The sequence below is a fragment of the Halogeometricum borinquense DSM 11551 genome (assembly GCF_000172995.2).
GTDB lineage: Archaea > Halobacteriota > Halobacteria > Halobacteriales > Haloferacaceae > Halogeometricum > Halogeometricum borinquense.
In genome coordinates this window covers 711,228-732,592 of the sequence record NC_014729.1, presented here as the reverse complement: position 1 = coordinate 732,592, position 21,365 = coordinate 711,228, and the positions used below count along the sequence as shown (strand labels likewise).

At 56.5% G+C, this 21,365-nt stretch carries 23 protein-coding genes; 14 read left to right on the top strand and 9 right to left on the bottom strand.

Annotated features, from left to right (window positions below; translation table 11 throughout):
* The first annotated feature begins 21 nt into the window (after positions 1-21).
* Positions 22-477: a hypothetical protein gene (locus HBOR_RS03805; protein ID WP_006053610.1), complete on the top strand. Its 456-nt coding sequence runs from the start codon at positions 22-24 to the stop codon at positions 475-477.
* A 36-nt stretch (positions 478-513) separates the two neighbouring features.
* Here HBOR_RS03805 and carB read toward each other — a convergent pair whose 3' ends face one another.
* From carB to HBOR_RS03780, 5 genes are all read right to left on the bottom strand, one after another.
* Positions 514-3,750 carry a carbamoyl-phosphate synthase large subunit gene (gene carB, locus HBOR_RS03800; RefSeq protein ID WP_144018701.1) on the bottom strand — a complete coding sequence of 1,079 codons (3,237 nt, stop codon included), beginning with the start codon at positions 3,748-3,750 and terminating at the stop codon, positions 514-516.
* A gap of 336 nt (positions 3,751-4,086) precedes the next feature.
* Positions 4,087-4,368 carry a hypothetical protein gene (locus HBOR_RS03795; protein WP_006053608.1) on the bottom strand — a complete coding sequence of 94 codons (282 nt, stop codon included), beginning with the start codon at positions 4,366-4,368 and terminating at the stop codon, positions 4,087-4,089.
* A 99-nt stretch (positions 4,369-4,467) separates the two neighbouring features.
* Positions 4,468-5,001, bottom strand: coding sequence for a DUF5815 family protein (locus tag HBOR_RS03790; protein ID WP_006053607.1), 534 nt, complete (start codon positions 4,999-5,001; stop codon positions 4,468-4,470).
* Between the two features lie 133 nt (positions 5,002-5,134).
* Positions 5,135-5,386, bottom strand: coding sequence for a hypothetical protein (locus tag HBOR_RS03785; protein ID WP_006053606.1), 252 nt, complete (start codon positions 5,384-5,386; stop codon positions 5,135-5,137).
* A gap of 75 nt (positions 5,387-5,461) precedes the next feature.
* On the bottom strand, positions 5,462-5,716 hold the full coding sequence (locus HBOR_RS03780) for a hypothetical protein (protein WP_049890555.1): 255 nt from the start codon (positions 5,714-5,716) through the stop codon (positions 5,462-5,464).
* A 99-nt stretch (positions 5,717-5,815) separates the two neighbouring features.
* Here HBOR_RS03780 and HBOR_RS03775 point away from each other — a divergent pair, with 99 nt between their 5' ends.
* The 5 genes from HBOR_RS03775 to HBOR_RS03755 all read left to right on the top strand — a co-directional run bounded on the left by HBOR_RS03775 (position 5,816) and on the right by HBOR_RS03755 (position 11,501).
* Positions 5,816-7,024 carry a GNAT family N-acetyltransferase gene (locus tag HBOR_RS03775; RefSeq protein ID WP_006053604.1) on the top strand — a complete coding sequence of 403 codons (1,209 nt, stop codon included), beginning with the start codon at positions 5,816-5,818 and terminating at the stop codon, positions 7,022-7,024.
* A gap of 6 nt (positions 7,025-7,030) precedes the next feature.
* Positions 7,031-8,068 (top strand): sodium:calcium antiporter, encoded by a 1,038-nt coding sequence (locus tag HBOR_RS03770; RefSeq protein ID WP_006053603.1) that lies wholly within the window; start codon positions 7,031-7,033, stop codon positions 8,066-8,068.
* Between the two features lie 85 nt (positions 8,069-8,153).
* Positions 8,154-9,014, top strand: coding sequence for a helix-turn-helix transcriptional regulator (locus HBOR_RS03765; protein ID WP_006053602.1), 861 nt, complete (start codon positions 8,154-8,156; stop codon positions 9,012-9,014).
* A gap of 185 nt (positions 9,015-9,199) precedes the next feature.
* The gene (locus tag HBOR_RS03760) at positions 9,200-10,393 is read left to right on the top strand and encodes an ABC transporter substrate-binding protein (protein WP_013440494.1); all 1,194 of its coding nucleotides are present in this window, start codon (positions 9,200-9,202) and stop codon (positions 10,391-10,393) included.
* Between the two features lie 7 nt (positions 10,394-10,400).
* Positions 10,401-11,501, top strand: coding sequence for a FecCD family ABC transporter permease (locus HBOR_RS03755; RefSeq protein WP_006053600.1), 1,101 nt, complete (start codon positions 10,401-10,403; stop codon positions 11,499-11,501).
* Positions 11,502-11,545: 44 nt separating this feature from the next.
* Here HBOR_RS03755 and HBOR_RS03750 read toward each other — a convergent pair whose 3' ends face one another.
* Both HBOR_RS03750 and HBOR_RS20440 read right to left on the bottom strand, forming a co-directional pair.
* Complete coding sequence (locus HBOR_RS03750; protein WP_006053599.1) at positions 11,546-12,481, bottom strand: hypothetical protein; 936 nt, start codon at positions 12,479-12,481, stop codon at positions 11,546-11,548.
* A gap of 123 nt (positions 12,482-12,604) precedes the next feature.
* On the bottom strand, positions 12,605-12,733 hold the full coding sequence (locus HBOR_RS20440) for a hypothetical protein (RefSeq protein WP_006053598.1): 129 nt from the start codon (positions 12,731-12,733) through the stop codon (positions 12,605-12,607).
* A gap of 234 nt (positions 12,734-12,967) precedes the next feature.
* Between HBOR_RS20440 and HBOR_RS03745 the strand changes: the two genes are divergently transcribed.
* On the top strand, positions 12,968-13,963 hold the full coding sequence (locus HBOR_RS03745; RefSeq protein WP_013440493.1) for a phosphoribosyltransferase family protein: 996 nt from the start codon (positions 12,968-12,970) through the stop codon (positions 13,961-13,963).
* Between the two features lie 427 nt (positions 13,964-14,390).
* A complete protein-coding gene (locus HBOR_RS03740) occupies positions 14,391-14,846 on the top strand; it encodes a winged helix-turn-helix transcriptional regulator (protein WP_006053596.1) in 456 nt (151 codons plus the stop codon).
* Between the two features lies 1 nt (position 14,847).
* Here HBOR_RS03740 and HBOR_RS03735 read toward each other — a convergent pair whose 3' ends face one another.
* Positions 14,848-15,645: a DUF6338 family protein gene (locus tag HBOR_RS03735; RefSeq protein WP_006053595.1), complete on the bottom strand. Its 798-nt coding sequence runs from the start codon at positions 15,643-15,645 to the stop codon at positions 14,848-14,850.
* Positions 15,646-15,770: 125 nt separating this feature from the next.
* Here HBOR_RS03735 and HBOR_RS19650 point away from each other — a divergent pair, with 125 nt between their 5' ends.
* Complete coding sequence (locus HBOR_RS19650; RefSeq protein ID WP_013440491.1) at positions 15,771-16,601, top strand: hypothetical protein; 831 nt, start codon at positions 15,771-15,773, stop codon at positions 16,599-16,601.
* Positions 16,602-16,726: 125 nt separating this feature from the next.
* Here the strand turns inward: HBOR_RS19650 and HBOR_RS03725 are convergent, their stop codons facing one another.
* Positions 16,727-16,981, bottom strand: a complete 255-nt coding sequence (locus HBOR_RS03725; protein ID WP_049890553.1) for a DUF7386 family protein — start codon at positions 16,979-16,981, stop codon at positions 16,727-16,729.
* Between the two features lie 117 nt (positions 16,982-17,098).
* Here HBOR_RS03725 and HBOR_RS03720 point away from each other — a divergent pair, with 117 nt between their 5' ends.
* The 5 genes from HBOR_RS03720 (at position 17,099) to HBOR_RS03705 (ending at position 21,361) form a co-directional block, all read left to right on the top strand.
* Positions 17,099-17,458, top strand: a complete 360-nt coding sequence (locus HBOR_RS03720) for a hypothetical protein (protein ID WP_006055063.1) — start codon at positions 17,099-17,101, stop codon at positions 17,456-17,458.
* Positions 17,455-17,838, top strand: a complete 384-nt coding sequence (locus HBOR_RS03715) for a hypothetical protein (RefSeq protein ID WP_013440489.1) — start codon at positions 17,455-17,457, stop codon at positions 17,836-17,838. The genes HBOR_RS03720 and HBOR_RS03715 overlap by 4 nt, the downstream gene beginning before the upstream one ends.
* A 90-nt stretch (positions 17,839-17,928) precedes the next feature.
* A complete protein-coding gene (locus tag HBOR_RS20635; RefSeq protein WP_244880403.1) occupies positions 17,929-19,836 on the top strand; it encodes an eCIS core domain-containing protein in 1,908 nt (635 codons plus the stop codon).
* Positions 19,827-20,594 carry a hypothetical protein gene (locus HBOR_RS19645; RefSeq protein WP_144018700.1) on the top strand — a complete coding sequence of 256 codons (768 nt, stop codon included), beginning with the start codon at positions 19,827-19,829 and terminating at the stop codon, positions 20,592-20,594. Before HBOR_RS20635 ends, HBOR_RS19645 begins: the two co-directional genes overlap by 10 nt.
* Before the next feature lie 14 nt (positions 20,595-20,608).
* On the top strand, positions 20,609-21,361 hold the full coding sequence (locus HBOR_RS03705; RefSeq protein ID WP_006055066.1) for a hypothetical protein: 753 nt from the start codon (positions 20,609-20,611) through the stop codon (positions 21,359-21,361).
* The last annotated feature ends 4 nt before the right edge of the window (positions 21,362-21,365 follow it).

The following is a 21,365-nucleotide window of genomic DNA, read 5'->3' as shown; positions in this document are numbered from 1 at the left end:
GAACGTGTGCCCGACAGTCGCATGAGCGAGTCAACGTCGGGAGGTGGTCCGTTCGAACGCGCTGAGCGAACGCTTCTCGCCATCGTCATCGGCGTCACCGCCGGCGTCGTCAACAACCTGTATGCGGCGGTGCTGGTGCGGGAACTCGACCGCGTGATCGACCTCGTCTTGATCGGCGGCATCCTCTCTGCGGTCGTCATCGTCGCGGGATTTCTCACAGCGGTCAACTGGCTCGGATGGGTGTCGTGGGACGGCCCGTCGCGTGCCGACTACGGGTTGACGTACCAGTCACTGCGTCCGAAACTCCGTGAGGCCGGACGACTCGTCGGGACGGTCGTCATCTCCTTCGGCATCATGGAGACGACTGCCTTCTACGCATCGCGGGTTGTCGGCGGCGAAGTCAGAGACACCGCAACCGTAGCCGGGCTATACCTACTGCTCGGCGTGGTAGTGTATCTCCTCCAGACGACGAAATAAAACAAAACGAACGAGGTGCCGAGCGGACAGAGAGGGTTACTTCGCGCCCCAGTCGGCCGTCTGCTTGGGACGTTCGGAGATAGCGAGGACGTCGAGCGATTCGTCCTTCGACTCGACCGCTTCGAGCGCGGCCGAGGCGGAGGCGTGCGTCGAGAAGTACGTGATCTCCTCTTCGACACACAGTTCGAGGAAGTCGCGGTTGCGCGATACCACGAGGTCAACTTCGCCCGCACGAATCGCGGCGTCGCGTTCCTCCGTATCCTCGAACGACACGAGGTCGAAGTGGTCCGCAAAGCCCTCACGAAGTTCCTCGCCCGCTTCGGTTCCCTCGTCGGGGAACTCCTCGGCGGAGAGGTCAACGATGGCCGTGCCCGATTCGGGAACCGGCTTGCTCGTCGCGTCCTGCGCCTTGTCGTAGGCGCGACCGAACGACCGCGCGGTGCCCATCACTTCACCCGTAGACTTCATCTCCGGGCCGAGACGGGGGTCGGAGTTCGGCAGACGGTCGAACGGAAGGACAACTTCCTTGACCGAGACGTGTTCGGGAATCTGCTCTGTCGCACCCAGCGTTTCGAGCGTCTCGCCCGCCATCACTTTCGCGGCGAGTTTGGCGATGGGGACGTCCGTCGCTTTCGAGACGAACGGCACGGTACGCGAGGAACGCGGGTTCGCTTCGAGCACGTACACATCTCCGTCCTTGACAGCGAGTTGGACGTTCAGCAGACCCACCGTATCGAGAGCCGTGGCGATATCTTCGGTGACTTCGCGGACGCGCCCCATCGTCTCCTCGTCAAGCGACCGCGGCGGAATCATACACGCGGAGTCGCCGGAGTGGACACCGGCGCTCTCGACGTGTTCCATCACGCCGCCGATGAGTGCGCGGCGCCCGTCTGCGACGGCGTCTACGTCGAGTTCGACGGCGTCGGCGAGGAACTCGTCCACGAGGATGGGCTTGTCCGGCGAGACGCGAACTGCTTCCTCGATGTACGTCTTCAGTTCCTCGTCGGAGTGAACCACGTCCATCGCGCGACCGCCGAGAACGTACGACGGGCGGACGAGGACGGGGTAGCCGATATCGCGGGCGAGTTCGAGCGCTTCCTCCTCGCTCGTTGCCGTGCCACCTTCGGGTTGCAGGATTCCGAGTTCGTCCATCAGGACGTTGAACCGGTCGCGGTCCTCCGCGAGATCCATCGCGTCCACGGTCGTCCCGAGAATCTCACAGTCGAGGTCGCGGCGCTGGATCTCCGCTTCGAGCGGGTGGCCGATGTTGACCGAGGTCTGTCCACCGAACTGGACCATCACGCCGTCGGCGTCAACTGCCTCGATAACGTCCGCGACTTCTTCTGCCGTAATCGGCTCGAAGAACAGGCCGTCTGAGGTGTCGTAGTCGGTCGAGACCGTTTCGGGGTTGTTGTTGACGACGTGTGCGTCGATACCCATCTCACGGAGTGCGCGGACGGCGTGGACCGAGCAGTAGTCGAACTCGACACCCTGTCCGATACGGATGGGACCGCCGCCGACGACGACGACGCTCTCGACATCGCGGTCAACACGGAGTTCGCCCGCCGCATCGTCTCCCGTGGAGGAACCGGAGTAGAACTCGGGCTTCCGCGAGGAGTAGTAGTACGGTGTCTGTGCGGCGAACTCGCCGGCGCAGGTGTCTACCTGCTTGTACGTGCGACCGGGAACGTCCGCCTCGACAGCGGAAACGTCGCTTCCCGTCGTGGTGGCGATTTCAGCGTTCGTGTGACCGGCGGTGGCGGCGGCCGTGAAGTCGCCGTCCTGTGCAGCGGCCACAGAGTCGGTCACGCGCTTGAACCGTTCGACGTACCACGTCTTCATGTCGGTCAGTTCGACCACGTCTTCAACCGTGTAGCCGCGCTCGAACGCCTCGAAGATGGCGTACGGACGGTCCGGCGTCGGCTTTTCGAGATACTCGGATTCGAGTTCGTCGTCGGAGACCTCGCCCCAGTCGGCGGCGGGGTCGTACTCGGTCGAACGGAGCGCCTTCAGGAGTGACTCCTCGAACGTCCGTCCGATAGCCATCGCCTCGCCTGTGGACTTCATCGCCGTCGAAAGCTCGAAATCCACGTCGTCGAACTTGTCTTTGGGCCACCGCGGAATCTTCGTCACCACGTAGTCGATTGCGGGCTCGAAGGCCGCCGTCGTCTCACCCGTAATCTCGTTTTCAATCTCGTGGAGACGCTTGCCGAGGGCGACCTTCGCCGTCACGCGGGCGATGGGGTAACCAGTCGCCTTCGAGGCCAGTGCCGACGAACGAGAGACGCGCGGGTTCACTTCGACCACGCGGTATTCGCCGCCGGGCGTGCCGTCGTCGTGCCACGCGAACTGGATGTTACAGCCGCCCTGAATCCCGAGTTCACGGATCACTTCGAGCGCGGCGTCGCGCATCTCTTGGTGTCCTTCGTCGGGGATCACCTGCGACGGCGTGACGACCATCGACTCGCCGGTGTGGATACCCATCGGGTCGATGTTCTCCATGTTGCAGATGATGATACAGGAGTCGTCGGCGTCGCGCATCACTTCGTACTCCAGTTCGACCCATCCCGAGATGGACTCGGTGATGAGCACTTCGCTGTTACGCGAGAGGCGAAGTCCCTTGCGGACGCGGGCGACGAGTTCGTCCATCTCGTGGACGACGCCGGATCCCGACCCGCCCAGCGTGTACGTCGTACGGGCGATGACGGGGAGGCCGCCGACTTCCTCGACGGCCGCTTCAACGCGGTCACTCAGGTCGTCTTCCGTGATGGACGTCACGGATTCGTCGTCTTCGAGGGAGATGGTGGTCGAACGCGGAACCGGTTGGCCGATGTTCTCCATACGCTGACGGAACAGGTCGCGGTCCTCCGTCGCGTAGATGGTGTCAAGCGGCGTCCCCATGATGTCCACGTCGTACTCCTCAAGGACCCCTTCCTCCGCGAGTTCGGCGGTAACGTTCAGCCCGGTCTGTCCACCGAGTCCGGCGATAACCCCGTCAGGGTTCTCCTTTGCGATGACCTCCGAGATGGCTTCGGTGGTAATGGGTTCGATGTAGACCTTGTCAGCCATCTCCGGGTCGGTCATGATCGTCGCAGGATTCGAGTTGACGAGGACGACTCGTGCCCCTTCCTCCTGCAGTGCTCGACACGCCTGCGCGCCGGAGTAGTCGAACTCAGCAGCCTGTCCGATCTGAATGGGCCCACTTCCAATGAGTAGAATGGTCCGGTTCTCGCTCCCGTCCTGAGAGCCAGTCGAGGTGTCCTCGTCAGTCATCATGGAGACGAAATCGGTACATCGTAATAAGCCCGGCGGATTACTACGAGATGCGAAACAGAGTTTCGAATTTCGTAAGACCGAGTGAATCGAAGTCGGATCGACGCGCTCTGGGGGGTTAGCGCCGTCGCTGGACGGTACGAGAGAAGACGACAACGGAGCGCGGTGACAGTGTCAGGCTCGAAACGGAGCCAGAGTCGAGACGGAGTCAGGACCAAAGCGGAGTCAGGACCAAAGCGGAGTCAGGACCAAAGCGGAGTCAGGACCAAAGCAAAGTCGGGGGCGAAACGGAGCGGGAGCAAAACAGAGTCAGGATCAAGACAGCGTCAGCCGTGGTTAGTCGCGGAGTCGATAGGTGTAGGGACTTCCTCTCGTGACTTCGACCGGACCGTCAGCGTCGGCAGCCCGGCCGAGAACTGTAGCGACGCGGTGGGCCGTCTCGAAGGTGTCGTCGTCTCCGCGAGGCTCCGAATGCCGGTGGGTTCGGCAGCCATCACGCGACTGCCGACTGTCTCCGGGTTGTTTGAGGCGGCGGAGTACTTCGCGCGCGGTCAGTGGTTCGTCTGCAGCTTCGAGCACACCCCTGAGCGGTTCGAACTCGGGGATTTGGGGGTGCATCGACTAGAGACAGGGAACTCTCCGGCTTAACTGTCAGTGAGACAGCTGTCAGACAGTCTCGCGGGACGTTTTGTCAAGGAGAGATACAGTAAAAACGAACTATGCGTACACGTCGTCTTCGGAGAGATCACGCTGCTGCCGATACTGTTCGACGAACTCGCTCACGTCGAAATCGAGCATCTTCGTCTCGAACTCCGAGACGGCGGAGTCGTCTTCTGCGTGCGAGACCGCGTGTTCCATCAGTTCGACGACCAGTTCGACGATTATCTCGTGGAGACGACGCGAGTCGAAGTCAGTCACCCAGATAATACCTGTCCCAACTTCGCCGTCGTCGCTCACGTCCGCGGAGACGACCTGTCGGGGGAACTCTTCGAGGACGATTCCCATCAGATGCGGGGTGCCGAACTCGGGCATGTCCTCGCTTGTCGTCTCGATGGCCTCGCGGAGGACTTCGACGAGAAACTCGGGAAGGAACCGGTCCGGCGGATGCACGTCCATCACCACAGCGTGCGTGTCGCCGCACGAACAGTCGAACTCGCGGAGACCGAGGTCGAGGCTCCGAACTCGTTTCGTCTCCCCGCACGGGAGATCGAGTTCCTCACCACGGCCGCCCGGGACGCGCGGTTGTGCCATGCACGCCCGTTGTTGTCGCGGTGGGTTAAACGTCGCGTTCTTCGAAGGAGAAAGACTGCGTCTGCGAGCCGCTGTCGCAGGGACGCACCTGCAAGGATGCGGGGATTGCGGGTCGGACGGGGCGTCTGGAAGGTTAGTTCTTCGACGTCGTCCAGAGCAGCGGACCGACGACGAGGAGCGCGATGCCGAGGAAGAGGTAGTGCGTGGGGACCAGCGCCTGCGGCGTCAAGATGAAGATGACGCCGAACAGGACCGTGTTGGCAGCGATTATTTTCGTGGATTTCAGCGGCAACGCGCCGACTGTCGCCAAGACAAAGGCGAGCAACAGCGCCTGCCCAATGTTGTAGTTGAGCAGAAAGCTGTCGATGACTTGTAGGGGGAGCATCCTTACCGCGAGAATCGGCACGAATCGAGTATTAAAGTTCCGTTCTTCTCGGGAGATTAGACGGGGTGTCCATCGTCACCGGCTCTGCGGTCCAGTGATATCCATCGGCCGAATCCAACCGTACCAGACGATGAATATCATCCCGCCGTAGCCGAGAATGAACACGATCCGTCCGACGTTGTTGTAGCCGAATTCACCGAGAAACCGCCGTGCAAGGCCAGTCCCGGCGACACCGACGAAGATGATGAGCACCAACAGTAATTTGTCACGAGAAAGCGCGAACAGACTCGTCTCCCCGTCGTTCTCGTCGGCCGTCTCGTCATGGCTCATACCCGCACTCGGAACCACACGACCCTGAATGGCTCGGTTCGTGCCGTACTGTCGCATAGTTACACAATCACTTATACGCCGGACGGTGAGGGATGCAGTATGTTCCTCCGACAACTTCCTGCGGACCACCGCGACGCCTTCCGCGCGATGGTAGACTACGCCTTCCGACCGACAGAAGGGCCAGATTGGCAGGAGCAGGACCGACCGCTTCCCGACCTGTTCACCAGATTTGGTTACTACGACGCGCCGCCCGATGAGGAACCAGATCCCGACGACCTCCGAACCGTCTGCGGCAGTTACGATTTCACCGTCCGCATCCGCGGTGACTGGCACGCCGCGGGCGGCGTGTCGGCCGTCGCCTCGCCGCCAGAAGGTCGCCGACAGGGAGCCGTCAGCGCGATGTTGGACGCCCTTCTCGAACACTACCGCGAGGAGGGAACGGCGTTCTCGGTACTCTGGCCGTTCGAATACGAGTTCTACCGCCGGTTGGGATGGGCCACCTGCACTAACTACGCGGAGGCGTCGATACCGCCCGAGCAACTCGCGGACAGTGCGCCGCAACCCGCTGGGACGTTCCGGACGCTGGACCCGGACAAGGACTTAGCGGCCATCCGCAAGGTTCACGAGACGTGGGCGACCGAAGCGCTCGCCGTCCGGCGGACTGATGGGTGGTGGCGCGAACGCACATTCCGCGGGTGGGAGACCGACCCTTACGTCTACGGTTGGTTCGACGACGAGGAGACGCTCCGCGGATACCTCATTTATACGATTTCCGAAGGCGACGACGGCAGGGACATGCGCGTGTGGGAGCGCGCGTTCACGGATCACGAGGCACGCGCGCACCTGCTTCGCTTCTGCCGCGACCACGACTCGCAAGTAGAGACGGTGACGTTCACCACGCTTTCCGAGTGGTCGCGCCCGATTGAGGGGTTACCCGACCCGCGCGCGGCGACGCTGGAAATAAAGACGGGGCCGATGGCTCGAATCGTGGACGTTGAAGCGGCGCTGACCGCGCTCTCGTACGACGTGCAGGAATCGGTCGTCCTCGCGGTCTCCGATGAGCGGTGTGCGTGGAACGACGATACGTTCGAGCTCCGCGTGGACGCCGCGGGAGCGCGTGTGAACCGCGTCGAGACCACGCCGGACGCCGAACTCGACGTGGGCGCACTCTCACAGTTGGCTGTCGGCGCGCGCGAGGCGGCCGAACTCGAACGGACCGGTGACCTCACCGTCTCGGACGCGACCGTCCGGGAGACGCTTGCAGACCTGTTCCCGGACGAGCGAACCTACCTTCGGGAAGGGTTCTAAGCGCAGATGGCTGCCACTGCATTCACGCTGACGCTCTTACTCGGTGCCGCGGTCGTCGGAGCGGCGCTCGCGTTCCGCGGCGGTGAGTTACTCGTCGAAGCGGCGGACAGCCTCGGCGCGTACTACGGACTGCCGCCGGTCGTGCAGGGTGCCGTCGTCGCCGCTGTCGGATCGAGTTTCCCCGAACTGGCGAGTACAGTCATCGCCTCGGTACGCTACGGTGCGTTCGAAATCGGTGTCGGGGCCGTCGTCGGATCGGCTGTATTTAACATTCTCATCATTCCGGCGATCTCCACACTCGCGGGTGGCGGGTCGCTGGCGTCGAACCGCGACCTCGTGTTCAAAGAGGCACAGTTCTACTTGCTCTCTATCGCCGTCGTCTTTCTGACGTTCACCCTCGCCGTCGTCTACGACGGCACGGCTGTCGGAGACCCCCTTACAGGGGAGATTACGCCCGGTATCGCCATGTTTCCACTCCTGCTGTACGGACTCTACATCTTCATCCAGTACCACGATACGCTCGAACATCGGCTGGCTTCCCCGTTCGGCGTGGATCCGGACGCGGTGAACGTCGAACGCGAATGGGCTCGTTTAGTCGTCTCCTTGGCCGTCATCGTCGTCTCCGCGGAACTGCTCGTCCGCGCCGCGGTAGGGTTTGGCGACGCGTTCGGTACCTCGACATTTCTTTGGGGCCTCACCGTCGTCGCCGCCGGGACGAGCCTCCCCGACACGTTCGTCAGCGTCGTGGCCGCTCGCCGGGGGAACGCCGACGTGAGCCTCGCAAACGTCCTCGGGAGCAACATTTTCGCCCTGTTAGTCGTGCTGCCGGTCGGGGTTCTCGCGGCCGGGCGAGCGACTATCTCGCTCGGTGCCGTTGTACCGATGATGGGTTTTCTCGTCGTCGCGTCAGTGGCGTTTTTCGCCGTCCTCCGCACGGAGATGCGTCTCACCCGTCGGGAGGCGTATCTACTCGTTGGGACCTACCTCGCGTTTCTCGCGTGGCTGACTGCGGAGAGCCTCGGACTCTCGTCGTTCATCGTCTGACTTCGGGGCGACGAGTCGGCCACCAAACGCCGGAGTTGAGAACTCTTTTAGGCTGGCCTAAATAAACCCGACTGTTCAGACACATATGATGAGTTCGACAGATTCGAGCGGCGAGCGAGTAACTGTGCGTTCGTCCGACGATGCGGTCGAAGCGGTCGCGTTCCTCGCTCGGTCAGAACACCGAGTGCGGGTTCTCGAACTCCTCTCCGACGGTTCGCGTACGCGCGACGAACTGAAGGTGGGGACGAGCGTGACGAGAGTGACGCTCAGTCGAATCCTCCGAGATTTAGAAGAGCGAGGGTGGGTCCGGCGGAACCACGAAACGAGCGAGTACTGCCTCACTGCATACGGCAAACTGGTGTACGAGGATTTCAGCCAACTATTGGGAACGATGTCCGTCGGGCAGAGCCATCCCGATCTCGTCGAACGACTGCCGACGGAGTGGTTCGACTTCAATATCGGCGTGCTTGCCGAGGGCGAACGCGTCGTCAGCGAGAACGCGGACCCGATGGCCGCCCCGAGAGCGGTCGCAAACGCCGTGCGACGAGCATCGTCCGTGCGCGCGCTCGTCGGGTCGTTCACCAGTCTCCCGATGCACGCTCACGCAGAGGCAACGCGACAGGGAACAGATCCGGACGCGAAAGTCGTGTACGACTCGGAAGCGGCCGCTGTCGCCCTTGATAACCCCGACATACGGACTCGGTGGCAGAACATCGAAAGCGAACACGGGGAGGCCATCTACTACAGCGTCGAAGAGCGGTTCCCCTGTAACGTGGATCTCATCGACGATGAGGTGTATCTGTCCGTCGGAGACGAACACGGCAGGACGTTCGACGTCATCAGATGTGGACATCCAGCGGTCGTTACCTGGGCACGGGAACTGTTCGAACGGAAGCGGACGCATGCGACGCCGCTCAGAAAGCGGGTGACCGCAGACGATGCCTGATTTCGGCTTTGCGTATCACGACAACTGATCGTCAGTCCGACTGTTTCACCGTGTAAAACCGATTCGTCTGTTCACCATCCCGGTGTATCGTGACGCGTTAGCTGTATCGGACTGTGTGATCCGTATCACGCCGTGTTACATCGAACGGAAGGAATCACTATCCGATATTAGGGCAACCTAAAACCATGCCGAGCAGACGACGAGTACTGGCTAGTGGCGCGAGTCTCCTTGCGGTGGGCGTTGCTGGTTGTTCCAGCAGCACCACCGAAACGAGTCCAGCAGACGACGAATCGACCCAGACTGGAAACACCGCACAGTCCGAGACAGAGTCGAAGGCGACTACGGAGGACGACTCTTACACCGTCACCGTCGAACCGAACCCGCCGCACACGTTCGAGAGCGTTCCGAAGACGTACGCGGTCATCCCCAGCGTGTGGATGGACATCGGGATGGCCCTCGGGAAACAGCCGTCCGCGACAGCGAGTCTCGACCGCGCGCCGCTGAAGTACTACGAGCATCTCCCAGACGTTTCGTTCGATCCGGACTCGGTGACGAAACTGGCGAGTAGCGCCGAAGAAGGATTCGACAAGGAGAACTTCTACGCTGCGGACGTTGACGTACATCTCATCGATCCGCGGTCGCTGAAGTTCTACGCTAACTGGTCCGACGCGGATATCGAGGAGATCTCGAACGCGACCGGACCGTTCCTGGGATCAACCATCCGATTTGCGTCGTCCTCGATCAACGAACACGAACCGTACTACGACCTGTACGGTGCGTTCGAGAAAGCCGGACAGATATTCCAGCGGCAAGCGCGATTCCGAGCGTGGCAGTCGCTGTACGACGAGTTCATCTCGAATATCGAATCGAAACTCCCACCGAAAAGCGAACGTCCAACCGTCGCCGCCATCTGGCGCGGGGTCAACCCCGATTCGGGGACGTTCCGTATCTCGCCTATTCACGCGAAACAGAACAACACTCGAACGTATCGCGTCCTCGGTCTCAAAGATGCCTTCGAGGGACAGATACCGGATGGGCCCATCGGATACGAAAAACTCCTCGACATCGACCCGGACTACATCGGCGCGGTCGGCGGTCTCACGTCGCTCACGCACGACGAGTTCGTCTCGACCGTCGTCGAACCGTTCGAGAACAACTCGAACGGACAGGAGTTGACGGCCGTCAAAGAAGGGAACCTCGTCCGAACCGGCGGGCAGTTCATGGGTCCTATCGTGGACCTCTACTCGACGGAGGCGCTCGCAAAGCAGGTGTTCCCCGAAGCGTTCGGTGAATGGCCGGGGGCACTCGGTTCGGTTCCCGAAGACGAACAGTTGTTCGACCGACAGCGAGTCGCGGACATTATCAACGGGGACCTGTAGGCGAGCGATGGCGGGGCTTTCAGAGCGGAGTGAACGAGTCCGGGAGACGTGGGTAGATACCAAACTGGCGACGCTCATCGTCGGAAGCCTCGGCGTCCTGTTGGTTGCGACGCTCCTCCAGGTGAGTTTCGGCGCGTACCCGCTAACGCTCAGTGAGGCGTGGCACACCGTATTCGACGGTCAAGTACTGTTCAGCGAAGCCGTCTGGCGGGCGTTTCTTTTCGGTGACGACATTCCGGCGTGGCTGTCGCGCCAGCAACTCATCGTCTGGAACATCCGCCTCCCGCGAATTCTCGTCGGTATCCTCGTCGGGGCAAATCTCGCGGTTTCCGGCGCAATCTTTCAGGTCGTCACGCAGAACGAACTCGCCAGCCCGTACATCTTGGGCGTGAGCGACGGTGCGGGATTGGTCGTGCTGCTCGCTCTGACGACGTTCACCGGTCTACTCCCGTTTCTGCCGATTCTCGCGGCACTCGGTGGCGCAGGCGCGTTCTTGCTCGTCTACATTATCGCGTGGAAAGACGGAACGAATCCGGTCCGTCTCGTCCTCGCGGGCGTCATCGTCGGGACCGTGTTCGGGTCACTCCAGCGCGCGCTGTTTTTCTTCATCGACAACCTCGGCGTCGCCATGTCCGCCCAAATGTGGCTTTCGGGGTCGCTTCTCGGGACCGACTGGGAGCAGATTCGTATCGCGCTTCCGTTCACCGTTCTTGCAGTTCTCCTCGCGCTGTTAGTCACGCGGCAGTTGGACGTGCTGCTGTTAGGCGAGGAAACGGCGAAGTCGCTCGGCATGCCCGTCGAGCGAGTTCGGTTCTTCGTCGCCGCCATCGCCATCCTCTCGACGGCCGCCGCCATCGCGGTCGCGGGACTCATCGGCTTCGTCGGACTCATCGTTCCGCACATGGTTCGAAACATCGTCGGAAGCAACTCCAAGCGCCTGCTGATCGGTTGTCTTTTCGTCGGGCCCGCACTCTTGGTCGGCGCGGATGTTGGCGCTCGACTCGCGCTAAGTCCGGTGCAACTCCCGGTCGGGATCATCAGTGGACTCGTCGGCGGGCCGTACTTCCTCTACTTGATGCGGAAAAAAGAGCAACTGGGCGAGATCTGAGCGTCGCTCATCCCCTATCGACCCGTGAGACGGCGAATGTGACTTCAGCGCGTTCCGTCGCGGTCGAACTCGTCCCCTAATCGGTCGTCAGCGTTCGATGCTTTCCCATAGGCGTTCGATGCCTGCTCGCCGGCGTTCTGTTGGAACGGATCATCACCGCCATCGTCCCACTCACAGAGCGTCGGTGACTGATCGTCCACGTCGGCGACGAACCGCATCGTCGCCGTCGTCGTAGCGAGACCGAGACGGCCGCCAAGCGGGATGCCGACGAGGAGACCGACAATACCGAGATTGACGACGATAAGCGACAGAGCTCCGGAGACGACGAACGAGAAAAAGACGTATCCCAGCGCGTACGAGGCGTACGGACCGCCGGAGACGGCAAGGTGGTAACTGCCGCGAAGTGCGTCGACGAGGCCGGTCTCGCGGAGCACGACGAGGAACGGCGCGGCGTAAAACAGATAGCCGAAGACGAGCGCGCCGGCGATGATGACAAACACCAATGGGAGGAGCGTATTCCCCTCAACGGTACCGAACCCGCCCGCAAGCATTGCGACGCTAACGGTCACTAACGACGGCACAGCGGCCCAGACGGCCATCGGGCCGAGGTAGGCGAAGGCGTCGTGAGTGAAGTCAAACTGGTCCTCGTCGGCGTCGAGCAACCGGCGGATACTGCCGAGGTAGCCGCCGAGGAGAAACATCGTCACGAGAACCAAGACAGCGAGAATGGGAATCGCAGGTCCTGAATCGATGTGAACACCGGATTGGGGGACGTTGACGAAACGCCAGACGGACTCTATCGGAGAAGGAAGGTTGAGGAACTTGAATCCGACGTGAAACCGGTTTATCAAGGTAATACGGAGTATCTTGTCTACGGAGAACAGGGCGGTAACGACGGGGACGAATACCAACCAGAGGGCGTCGGCGGAGCGTCGCCATCCGTCTGCGATGCGGTCGGTGAAGGGGATGGAGGAAGCCACGCTCTAACTGTCACTGCGCGAGAAAAATAATTTCCGCGTCGTGCCGGAGGCACCGCTGGAAACGACGGCCACGTGCCAAAAGAGAGTCGCAGAAATCGTCGTGCGGAAACGCCTACAGCGGATTCAGTCACCCGGTTGGTTGCCGCGACCGTAGTGGGCCACCATCTTCCACATCGTCTCGTCCAAATCATCGCCCTCTGAGACGGAGACGAGTTGGCGGTACAGGGTATCTGAGACGCTTATTTCGGGCATCGAAGCATCGTACGACGCTAGCGGATATAATAGTACTGTGATACGGAATCGAGTAAAATTGATGTGTGTGAACAAGAGACAATTATGTATTTCTGACAACATTAAAATCGGGGACTGTTTCAGCACTTTCACTGTGGAACAGTACATTTTGTTCCCCCTAAACAGGATATTGAGCCTCTTAAACTGCGTTATCGTAGCTAGAGTAATACGCTCACAAAATGTGAACAAGCTATAGTGAACCACAGAAGTATATCTCAGCTGAACAGTAGTGCCCGCCAACTGGCTCGGGAACTCCCCACCCGTATCGACCTGGTCGCCGGCATCCCGAGAAGCGGACTCCTCGCCGCGAATCTGCTTTGTTTGAACCTCGATGTGCCGATGACCGACATCGAGGGGTTATGTGAGGGACGCCTCCTACAGACGGGGCGTCGATACGACGGAGTCGATTCGTTCGAGGACGTAGAGACGGTGTTGGTCGTCGATGATTCCGTCGATACCGGGCGTCAGATGCAGGAGACGAAACGCCAACTCGCAGAACACGATTTCCCGTTCGATATCGAGTACGGCGCGATGTACATCTCCTCGCAGGGGCACAAGCACGTTGACCACTGGGTAGATGTCGTCAGCAAACCGCGCGTGTTCGAGTGGAACATGATGCACCACCCGATGCTCAAGAACTTCTGCGTCGATATCGACGGCGTCCTCTGCCGCGACCCAACGCGCGAGGAAAACGACGACGGACGGCGCTACCGGGAGTTTCTCACGACGGTCGAACCGCGGGTCGTCCCCACCCAAACCATCGGCTGGCTGGTGACGTGCCGGCTGGAAAAGTACCGCGACGAGACCGAAGCATGGCTCGACAGGCACGGCATCGAGTACGACAACTTGGTCATGATGGATCTCCCGTCGAAAGAGATCCGGCAGCGGGACGGCAACCACGCCGAGTACAAGGCGGATGTGTACTGCTCAACTGGCGCGGATCTGTTCATCGAAAGCTCGATGCGGCAAGCCACGGAGATTTGCGAGCGCTCGAAAAAGCCCGTCCACTGCTACGGCGCAAACCAGATGCTTAATCCGGGTCATCTCGACCGCGTGTACGACAAGAGCGGTGAATACCTCTCTCGTCTCAGCGACAACCCGATTTCGTTCTCGCTGAAAGCGAGTAAGTACATCCTCAGCGAGGGCTACTACACGCTGAGCCGGTTGTCGTACAGTCGATGGGGGCGGTGAGCGGTCGGGATTCAGTGAATCGTTTTTGTGTTTGTCCGGGTCGATCTCACCGCACCCGCCCTCGTTGATTCGTTGGCAGGTCCGACACCAGACGTGTGAGTTCGTTGGATCCCAGTCGGAATGCCCGTTCGGGCACGTGTGGCGCGTTCTTTCGAGGAAGTTCGAACGATCTATCTGTACGGTATCGTCGTCTTCCGCCACTTCAGGCTCCCCCTGACCTGGCGTGCCGGTAGCTCGAACGCATTGTACTGGTGACTGAAGGTCTGGGTTGTAGTAAATCCGATTCGTGGATTCGGAGTGAAGGTTCGGTGGAAGTGGTTCTGAGCTTCTCAGACAGAAGGTGTATCCGAAGAATCGAGATACAGCAACACTCTTAGGACTCTGGGTTGGAGTATATTATATAAGAAGAAGCAAGAGATCAGAAACAATGGCTGATGTCTTACTCCCTCTGGCATTGATGTATGTAAATAATAACGCGGAGATAGAGGGAGCTACTCGTTTTCAAAAGCTGGCATTTTTAACTCAAAAAGAAAAAGACATCTCTGAGCTACACGAATTTAAGTCTGACAAATACGGACCATTTTCACCGTCATTAGCTGGTTCAATCAAGACATTAGAGAATAAGGGAATCATAGAAAGACGTACTGAAACTACTGTATCGGGTAATGAGAAATACATCTATTCACTAACTGATGAGGGGAGAAGAGTGGTCAAGTCCCTCATAAACGATGAGAACAGAGATGTTGACCACGTGCTCAAAGCTGCAGAGAGTATAAAAAAGAGATATCAAGATACCCCTTTGGATAGATTATTACGGTATGTATATCAGAAATATCCAGACTATACCGAAAAAAGTGAATTAGATATAGTGGACAAAATTTGAATTAATCCGCATCCTCTTCGTCATCCTGCTTGTTGTCTCTCTTTTCTTGATCTTCATAGCCAGTAACGTCAGGGGTCAATACTTCGTTAATCAGGTTTTCTATTTCTCCTGCTGTTTCAGAAGTGACCTCAATAGATTCTATTCGTTTCTGGTCGGGATCTTCAGTAGCAAACACAATATGCGAAACTGCCTTAGATTGAATTAAAATGCTTCTACCCAAATCCGATAGAGATTGTCCACCCTTGCCATCTGATTCAACTTTATACGGATTTTCAAGGAATAATTCGCGTTTGGAGCTATCCCACGCTCTCTCATTGAACTCTCCTCGTAGTTGAACACCATCTTGAAGATAGATATCTAATTCTTCACCATCTACCGGAATTTCATCAAATGCGTATTCCCATGGCTCACGTGGATCAAGAATTTCGTCTTTGTTTAGAATATTTCGATCAAACAACCCAAGAAGAGATGATCCAACGAATATAACAAATATATGGGATAGGTACAAGAATAAAGCACTTGTGGCAGATAGTTCAATACCATTGATAGAAATTATACCAAGAAATCCACTCAGACTACTGGCAATCCTTCTTAGGTTCAGTAAATAAAATCCCGAGAATAAATAGAGCAATACAAGCGAAATTAAACTGGTGAGAGCGCTCCAAGCAACCCACTTAGTACGTGATGGGGAAGGTCTCCTCTGAGCATATTTGAAAAATATTTGAAGACCTACCAATCCCGGAGCTAGGAGCAAGAGGATAGAAAGTACGCTGATCGGAATAGTCGTTGGAGTCGCCATTCCCAATCAAAAACTGTACTGAGAATGACTTAATTCTGGAGGTTTCTGCGGAGGTGATATTTTAGTTTCCGTTTCATAGGAGAAATGATCACAGCATATATAAAATACTACAGAATTTATTTTCTATGGGAAGTGACGAGGATCAAACCTCCGTTGACCCTCGGTATGAGCATTTGATGGACCGATTAGACAGTATTCAAAAATATAACGTAATCCAGATTTCTGCCTTTCTTACTGCCCTTGCAGTCGTTTCAAATTCGAACATTAAGTCAGTCTCGGTCTCTAATGCAGTCAATTCTTATGCAACAATTATTGGTGGATTGCTGTGGATATTCTCGGTCACTCTAGTTCTAGTATCTCAGACACACAAGAAGCCGAAAGGAGCAGATTCGGGCTGGTCCGATTACAACGCCAGAGAGATATCCTCTTTCTCTCGGCTCACAGATGCTAGTCTATTCTTCTCTACACTTACTACACTGCTATTGTTCATAGGATTAGCCTCCGGAGTGATAACTGGATATTACGGAGGAGGTAAATCGTATTTGATTTCTTCCATAATATTGATTCTGGTACTCACACTAGTTTACCAATCTATCCCGTATATCTCAACAATACTTCCAGATTTTAAATATTTAGCTACTGAGGGGAAACGTCATACCGCCCACTATTTTCTCAGATTATATAGACTCAGTCCACTTCGGTCCCATACGAAAATACCATGGATGGAGGTTATTGATTATAGAATTATTGAAGCAGTTCAACAAGAAGATCAGGCACAGAGGGTTGACCAAATTTCAAAAAAAGTAGGAAAGAGCATAGAATTAACAGAAAAAAGATGCGAATTGTTGTTGAATAAGGGCCTGCTGGATCGGGATATGTACAAACAGTATGAGGTATCTGACTTAGGACGTAGGTTCATGGATGGATTGGCCAGTGAAAAGGAACTACGGAACTAATCAGGGAATAGCTAAATTTGTCACAAGTAGAGTAAACAATCCGACTAAACTCCCAAAACCAATCTAGAAAGTAGTATCTAATAGTTGAGTTGGTGAATAAAACTACCTCGTGCGAGACTGAAGGTTTATCTCCGCCACCGACTCTCAACAGACGTCCGATACCGAAGTCCCAGAACCTGCGTGTTACAGCAGTCCTTCACCATCTGGGGCGAGTACTTGACACGAACGTCCTGCAGATTCTCCTCGGACTCGGTAAGATGCGTCAACGCGGCGTCAAAGACTTTCGACTTCGGCGGGTCGTCGCTCGCGTCAGTTGCGACGATCTCCGGTACTGACGAGGTCGTTTCGTCGTTCGTATTGATATACGCCTTAGCGGATATGCTCGTCAATGCGGGCCTTCCGTCGTGGGGTGCGGTTATGATCGCGTCGCCACTCACGTGGTCAATGGGTCTATTTGTGATCTACATGTTCACCGGGCGTTCGGGGGTGCGTCCGCGGTGACGTCCTCGGTTCTCCTGGAGGTCGCGTGGGTTCTCTCGAGTACGGTCGCACAGTACGACAGCCCCTACGACGATCCGTGGAAAGAGGGCGACGCGTGGGCGGGGTTCGTCAAGCCGTTCATGGATCTCCTTGGGCCGGTTGCGCCAGCCATGCTCGGGATCGGGATCGGCACGATTCTCTACATCCTCACTGAGGGTCGCGCTGATCTCCCCGCAGTGATTTCGATCCTGATCGGCGGGTTCCTCATGCCGTTCCTCCCGCCTGCGGCCAAGATTGGAGCGTTCATGTCGATCCTGTTCGGCGCGGCGCTTGCACTGTTTAGCTTATGGAACGGCGGAGGTGCTCGTCCGCGATGACGACGACCTCTGATACGGATTCAGAGAATGTCGGCCTCGTCGATCTCCTCGGGGCGCTCGTTATGTTCCCCGCAGTACTCGCGCACGAACTCACGCATGCTGCGGTGGCGTGGCCGTGGATCGAGGCAACCCGCCCGTTGGATCTCGTCGATCGACTCGTTCCACCGCGTCTCGAACTCAACTATCCCGCTGGGACGCCCGTGGTCGTCGTCGTCGTTGCGAACCTCGCGCCGACGATGGTCGGGGCACTCCTCACGCCGTTCGTGGTCCCGTGGGCATTCGGCCTCGAAGTCCCGCTCATGGCCTACGTGTTCGGCGCGTGGGCGCTCTACACGTGGCCGTCGGCCGACGACCTCGCCGTTCTCTCTGCGCTGTTCTAACGGCGCTCACGCACTGTCCTCGTCCGTACAGAAACGTTCGGTCTCGAACGGAGAGGAATTATATGGGGTTGCTGTCAATCAGGTAGAAAGATGGGATTTCGATCTACAGAGGAACGAACCCGTGAGGGTGATCGGTCCTCGTCTGTCCCCTCGATCCAAGAGCTGACGGGAGGCTCAGGTCGTGATCGAGGCCGGAGTGGCGGTGGTTCGCTAACACCCCAAGAGTGTGAATCACGATTCGGCGTCGAAATATACATGGACGGGCTGGATACGAAGATTCAGCGACTGGCCAAGAAACACGGCGCAGGTCAAGTCCGAGAATGGGCCGACGAGGGAATGACCGTCGATACGATGGGCAAACCACGCGACATGCGCGCGTTCCGTGAACGGCAAAAACAGCGTCCCGCAGAAGTCCCAAAGGACATCGAACGCCGGAACGCTAAATCTGTCCAGCGTAGTCGCGGCGCGCACCACGAGGCGTCGAAAGCTGGCGACACGAACGTGCCTGACTCCGTACGAGACGTGATTTCCTCGCCGGGCCAGCAACTCGACACGAGCATCCAGCGTGCGATGGAAGATCGGATGGGCGACAATCTGGGCGATGTACGCATCCATACGGGTCCATCGGCCGCGAAAGCTTGCGAGGATATCAACGCCCGCGCGTTTACCGTCGGGAATCACATCGCGTTCAACCACGGCGAATACGATCCATCAAGTGCTGAAGGCCAGCATATTCTCGCCCACGAGTTAGCGCACGTGCGCCAACAAACTGGTGGCGCGGTGTCGATGCTTCCCCAAGAAGGCGAGTTAGAGATTGATCCTGACCCGCGCTTAGAGCGGGAAGCCGAAGAAACCGCCCAGCGCGTGATGCAAGGTGGGAAAATCGGCGTGCATCGCATGGAGCACTCAGACGTGCACGTTCAGCGTGTTCCTCAATCGGCCCGATTGGGGCTTGCACTCTCTAAGTTCGACATTGACGAAGAGCAAGAGGAGAAAATTAGAGCGTTACTAGAGTCTTACAGTGAGGGCTCAGAGAGCCTTCGCCCGGAACTTTTGGCGGCACTGCTGAATGCCAATGGTACGGATACCCCCCGAGGCTTCGACTTTGCTGAGGATCTAGCTATCGATGACTCGGGATCGCTCTCATCCGACCAGCAAGAACAACTGAATGACTTGTTGGGGTACCGTACTGAAGGAAACGCTTCGGCTGTGGACCAGGTGATCGCTACCGGTGATTCATCCGCCCTCGAAATTGCGGAGAGACGTGGAACAGACCTGTTCAGTGCAGTAATGGGCACTACTGTCGAGGACTTCTCCGAGTACCATGCTGCAACACTTGGAAAGTGGCGACGAAACTTATTGACAGAGATCGCTGAGGGACATGGGTCAGAACGAATTCTGGAGTACCTGGCCCGACTCGAAGAAACGATGGATGTCGCCCAGCGGGACGCAACAACAGTCGTTGATGGTGACGATTCAATTGGATCGTTGTCAAATAACGATCCGAACAGTGTATTTGATGGTGTGGCATTTGAGACAGAACGACTCGCTGCATACGTAAGACAGTCAGAATATGTTGAGATGGAACCGGACAGGGAAGATCGAATTGACATCTTGGCTGTGGAGGGGAATAAAGCCATCTGGGCAGAACAAAAGAGTCCAAAGAAAGGATACGTCGATAAAGATTTCATTAGTGGTGAGATAGGTAAGACTATAGACAAGTTTGAATCTGATTCTGTTAGTAAGAAAATTGAAGACGTATCTAATGAGTTTAATGTTGATCATCACGAAAGGATAGTTGAGTTAAATTTCAAAAGCCCTATTGATGAAAAAGGAGAATTGAGAGGTAAGCCGCTAGAGGACGCAAAACGGTACATTGAATCGTACATAATGAAGAAAATCCAATTTGGATCAGTACCCATTGATGCTGTCCGTATTGTGGTCGGAAACAAGGTTATCACAGGTAAAATAAACAAAAATGAGGTGCAATGGCAGTAATGATCCCTAATACTGATTTCATCGTCTCAAATCCTCACTTAGATGCATCATGGACATTTCGAATTGATGATGTCGGAGAATCAGTTCAAGAATCACACCAGAATGTTACTACTGTAATTTCACTCATATCTGATGCATTTGGCTGTTTTTATCGACCGACTAGCATAGAAGTTGGAGAATTCACATACCCAAATGAGGTATCACTGGATCAGATATATGACTTCGAGTCCACTGATCTTATCGCAGAAAGCTATGAGTATGAAGATCAAGATGGATTAGACGTATCAGAGATATTTGAGCAGTTTAGCGAATCCACGACGGAAGATGGCTATCAACGGATCGTTTCCAACGTTAAGTTCGGGTCGGGATTGACAAAATTCTATATTAGTGGTGAAAACCGATATCTTTGTTCTGAGAACGATCAATACTATAAGGTCGTTAATAGACGTAATGAAGACGACATCCTTGGCAGCTCTTCAATTGATCCTCTGCGATTTGAGGTTAGCCATGACATAGATGGCTACGATGATTCGAGTCCAATGACAAGTATTTTAGTAAGCGTCTATACAGACACAGATATCTGGTTCAAGGATACTACAATTGGTGCAATAAATAGAGGGCGGCTTGTTACATGTCTCAATCAATTCAAAGAAGAGCTGGAACCAGACAGAATTCAGTTCTTTGCAGACTCTCTATCGGAGTCAACACTTGAAGAAGAGGACCATCTCACTGATCTCGCTATTCATTCACGCGAATAGTCTCACTCCATCGCATGGAGCACTCAGACGTGCACGTTCAGCGGATGCCCCGCTGGAACAACCTCCCTGATCGGGATACTGTGGCGTCACCACTGGTGGCGCTCAAAGAGATGGGATTGAGTGACGAGTTACTCGCTGAGTTAGAACAGACCGTAGACGATGACAAATACGATGAGTTCTTCGAGGACCTCTGGAGAATCGGTGACTCACCCAAAGATCTCGGTGGGGACCAAGGTGACGTTGGGGAAGTTCTCTCGTCACATCCGGAGAAAAATCTTGTTGAAAGCTTTGTTAAGGACTTTGACGAGAGAGATGAACTTGTAGTAGTTCCGGCTCACGATAATATGGCTAAGGGATTTCATGTATACACTGAAGAAAACCCAGAAATTGACAAGCTAATCATGGACAAGGAGAAGGGGGAAGTTGTGAAAGCCGTCGAAGAAAAAACTGGCTCAAGTAATGACGATCATGCAAGAGAGGCGATCAAACAAGCGGAAAATAAGATCGCCGATATACAGAACTCAGGAATACCTCAAGACGAAAATGGTGTTCCTAAGATTGAAAATCCGGATCGATTGAACAAGTCCGTATTGGATCTGTCAGGAGACGACTTCGCGAACACTGAGGCATGTGCTATTGTCCCGAGGGGAATGGACAACACTGGTGAACACGAAGACATAGACTCTGATCAAGTTGAAACGTACAGGTGGACCAATGAGGTGCTTGAGCTGATGTATAGAGTAGCCAAAAGCGTGAGCCCGTGGTGAGAAT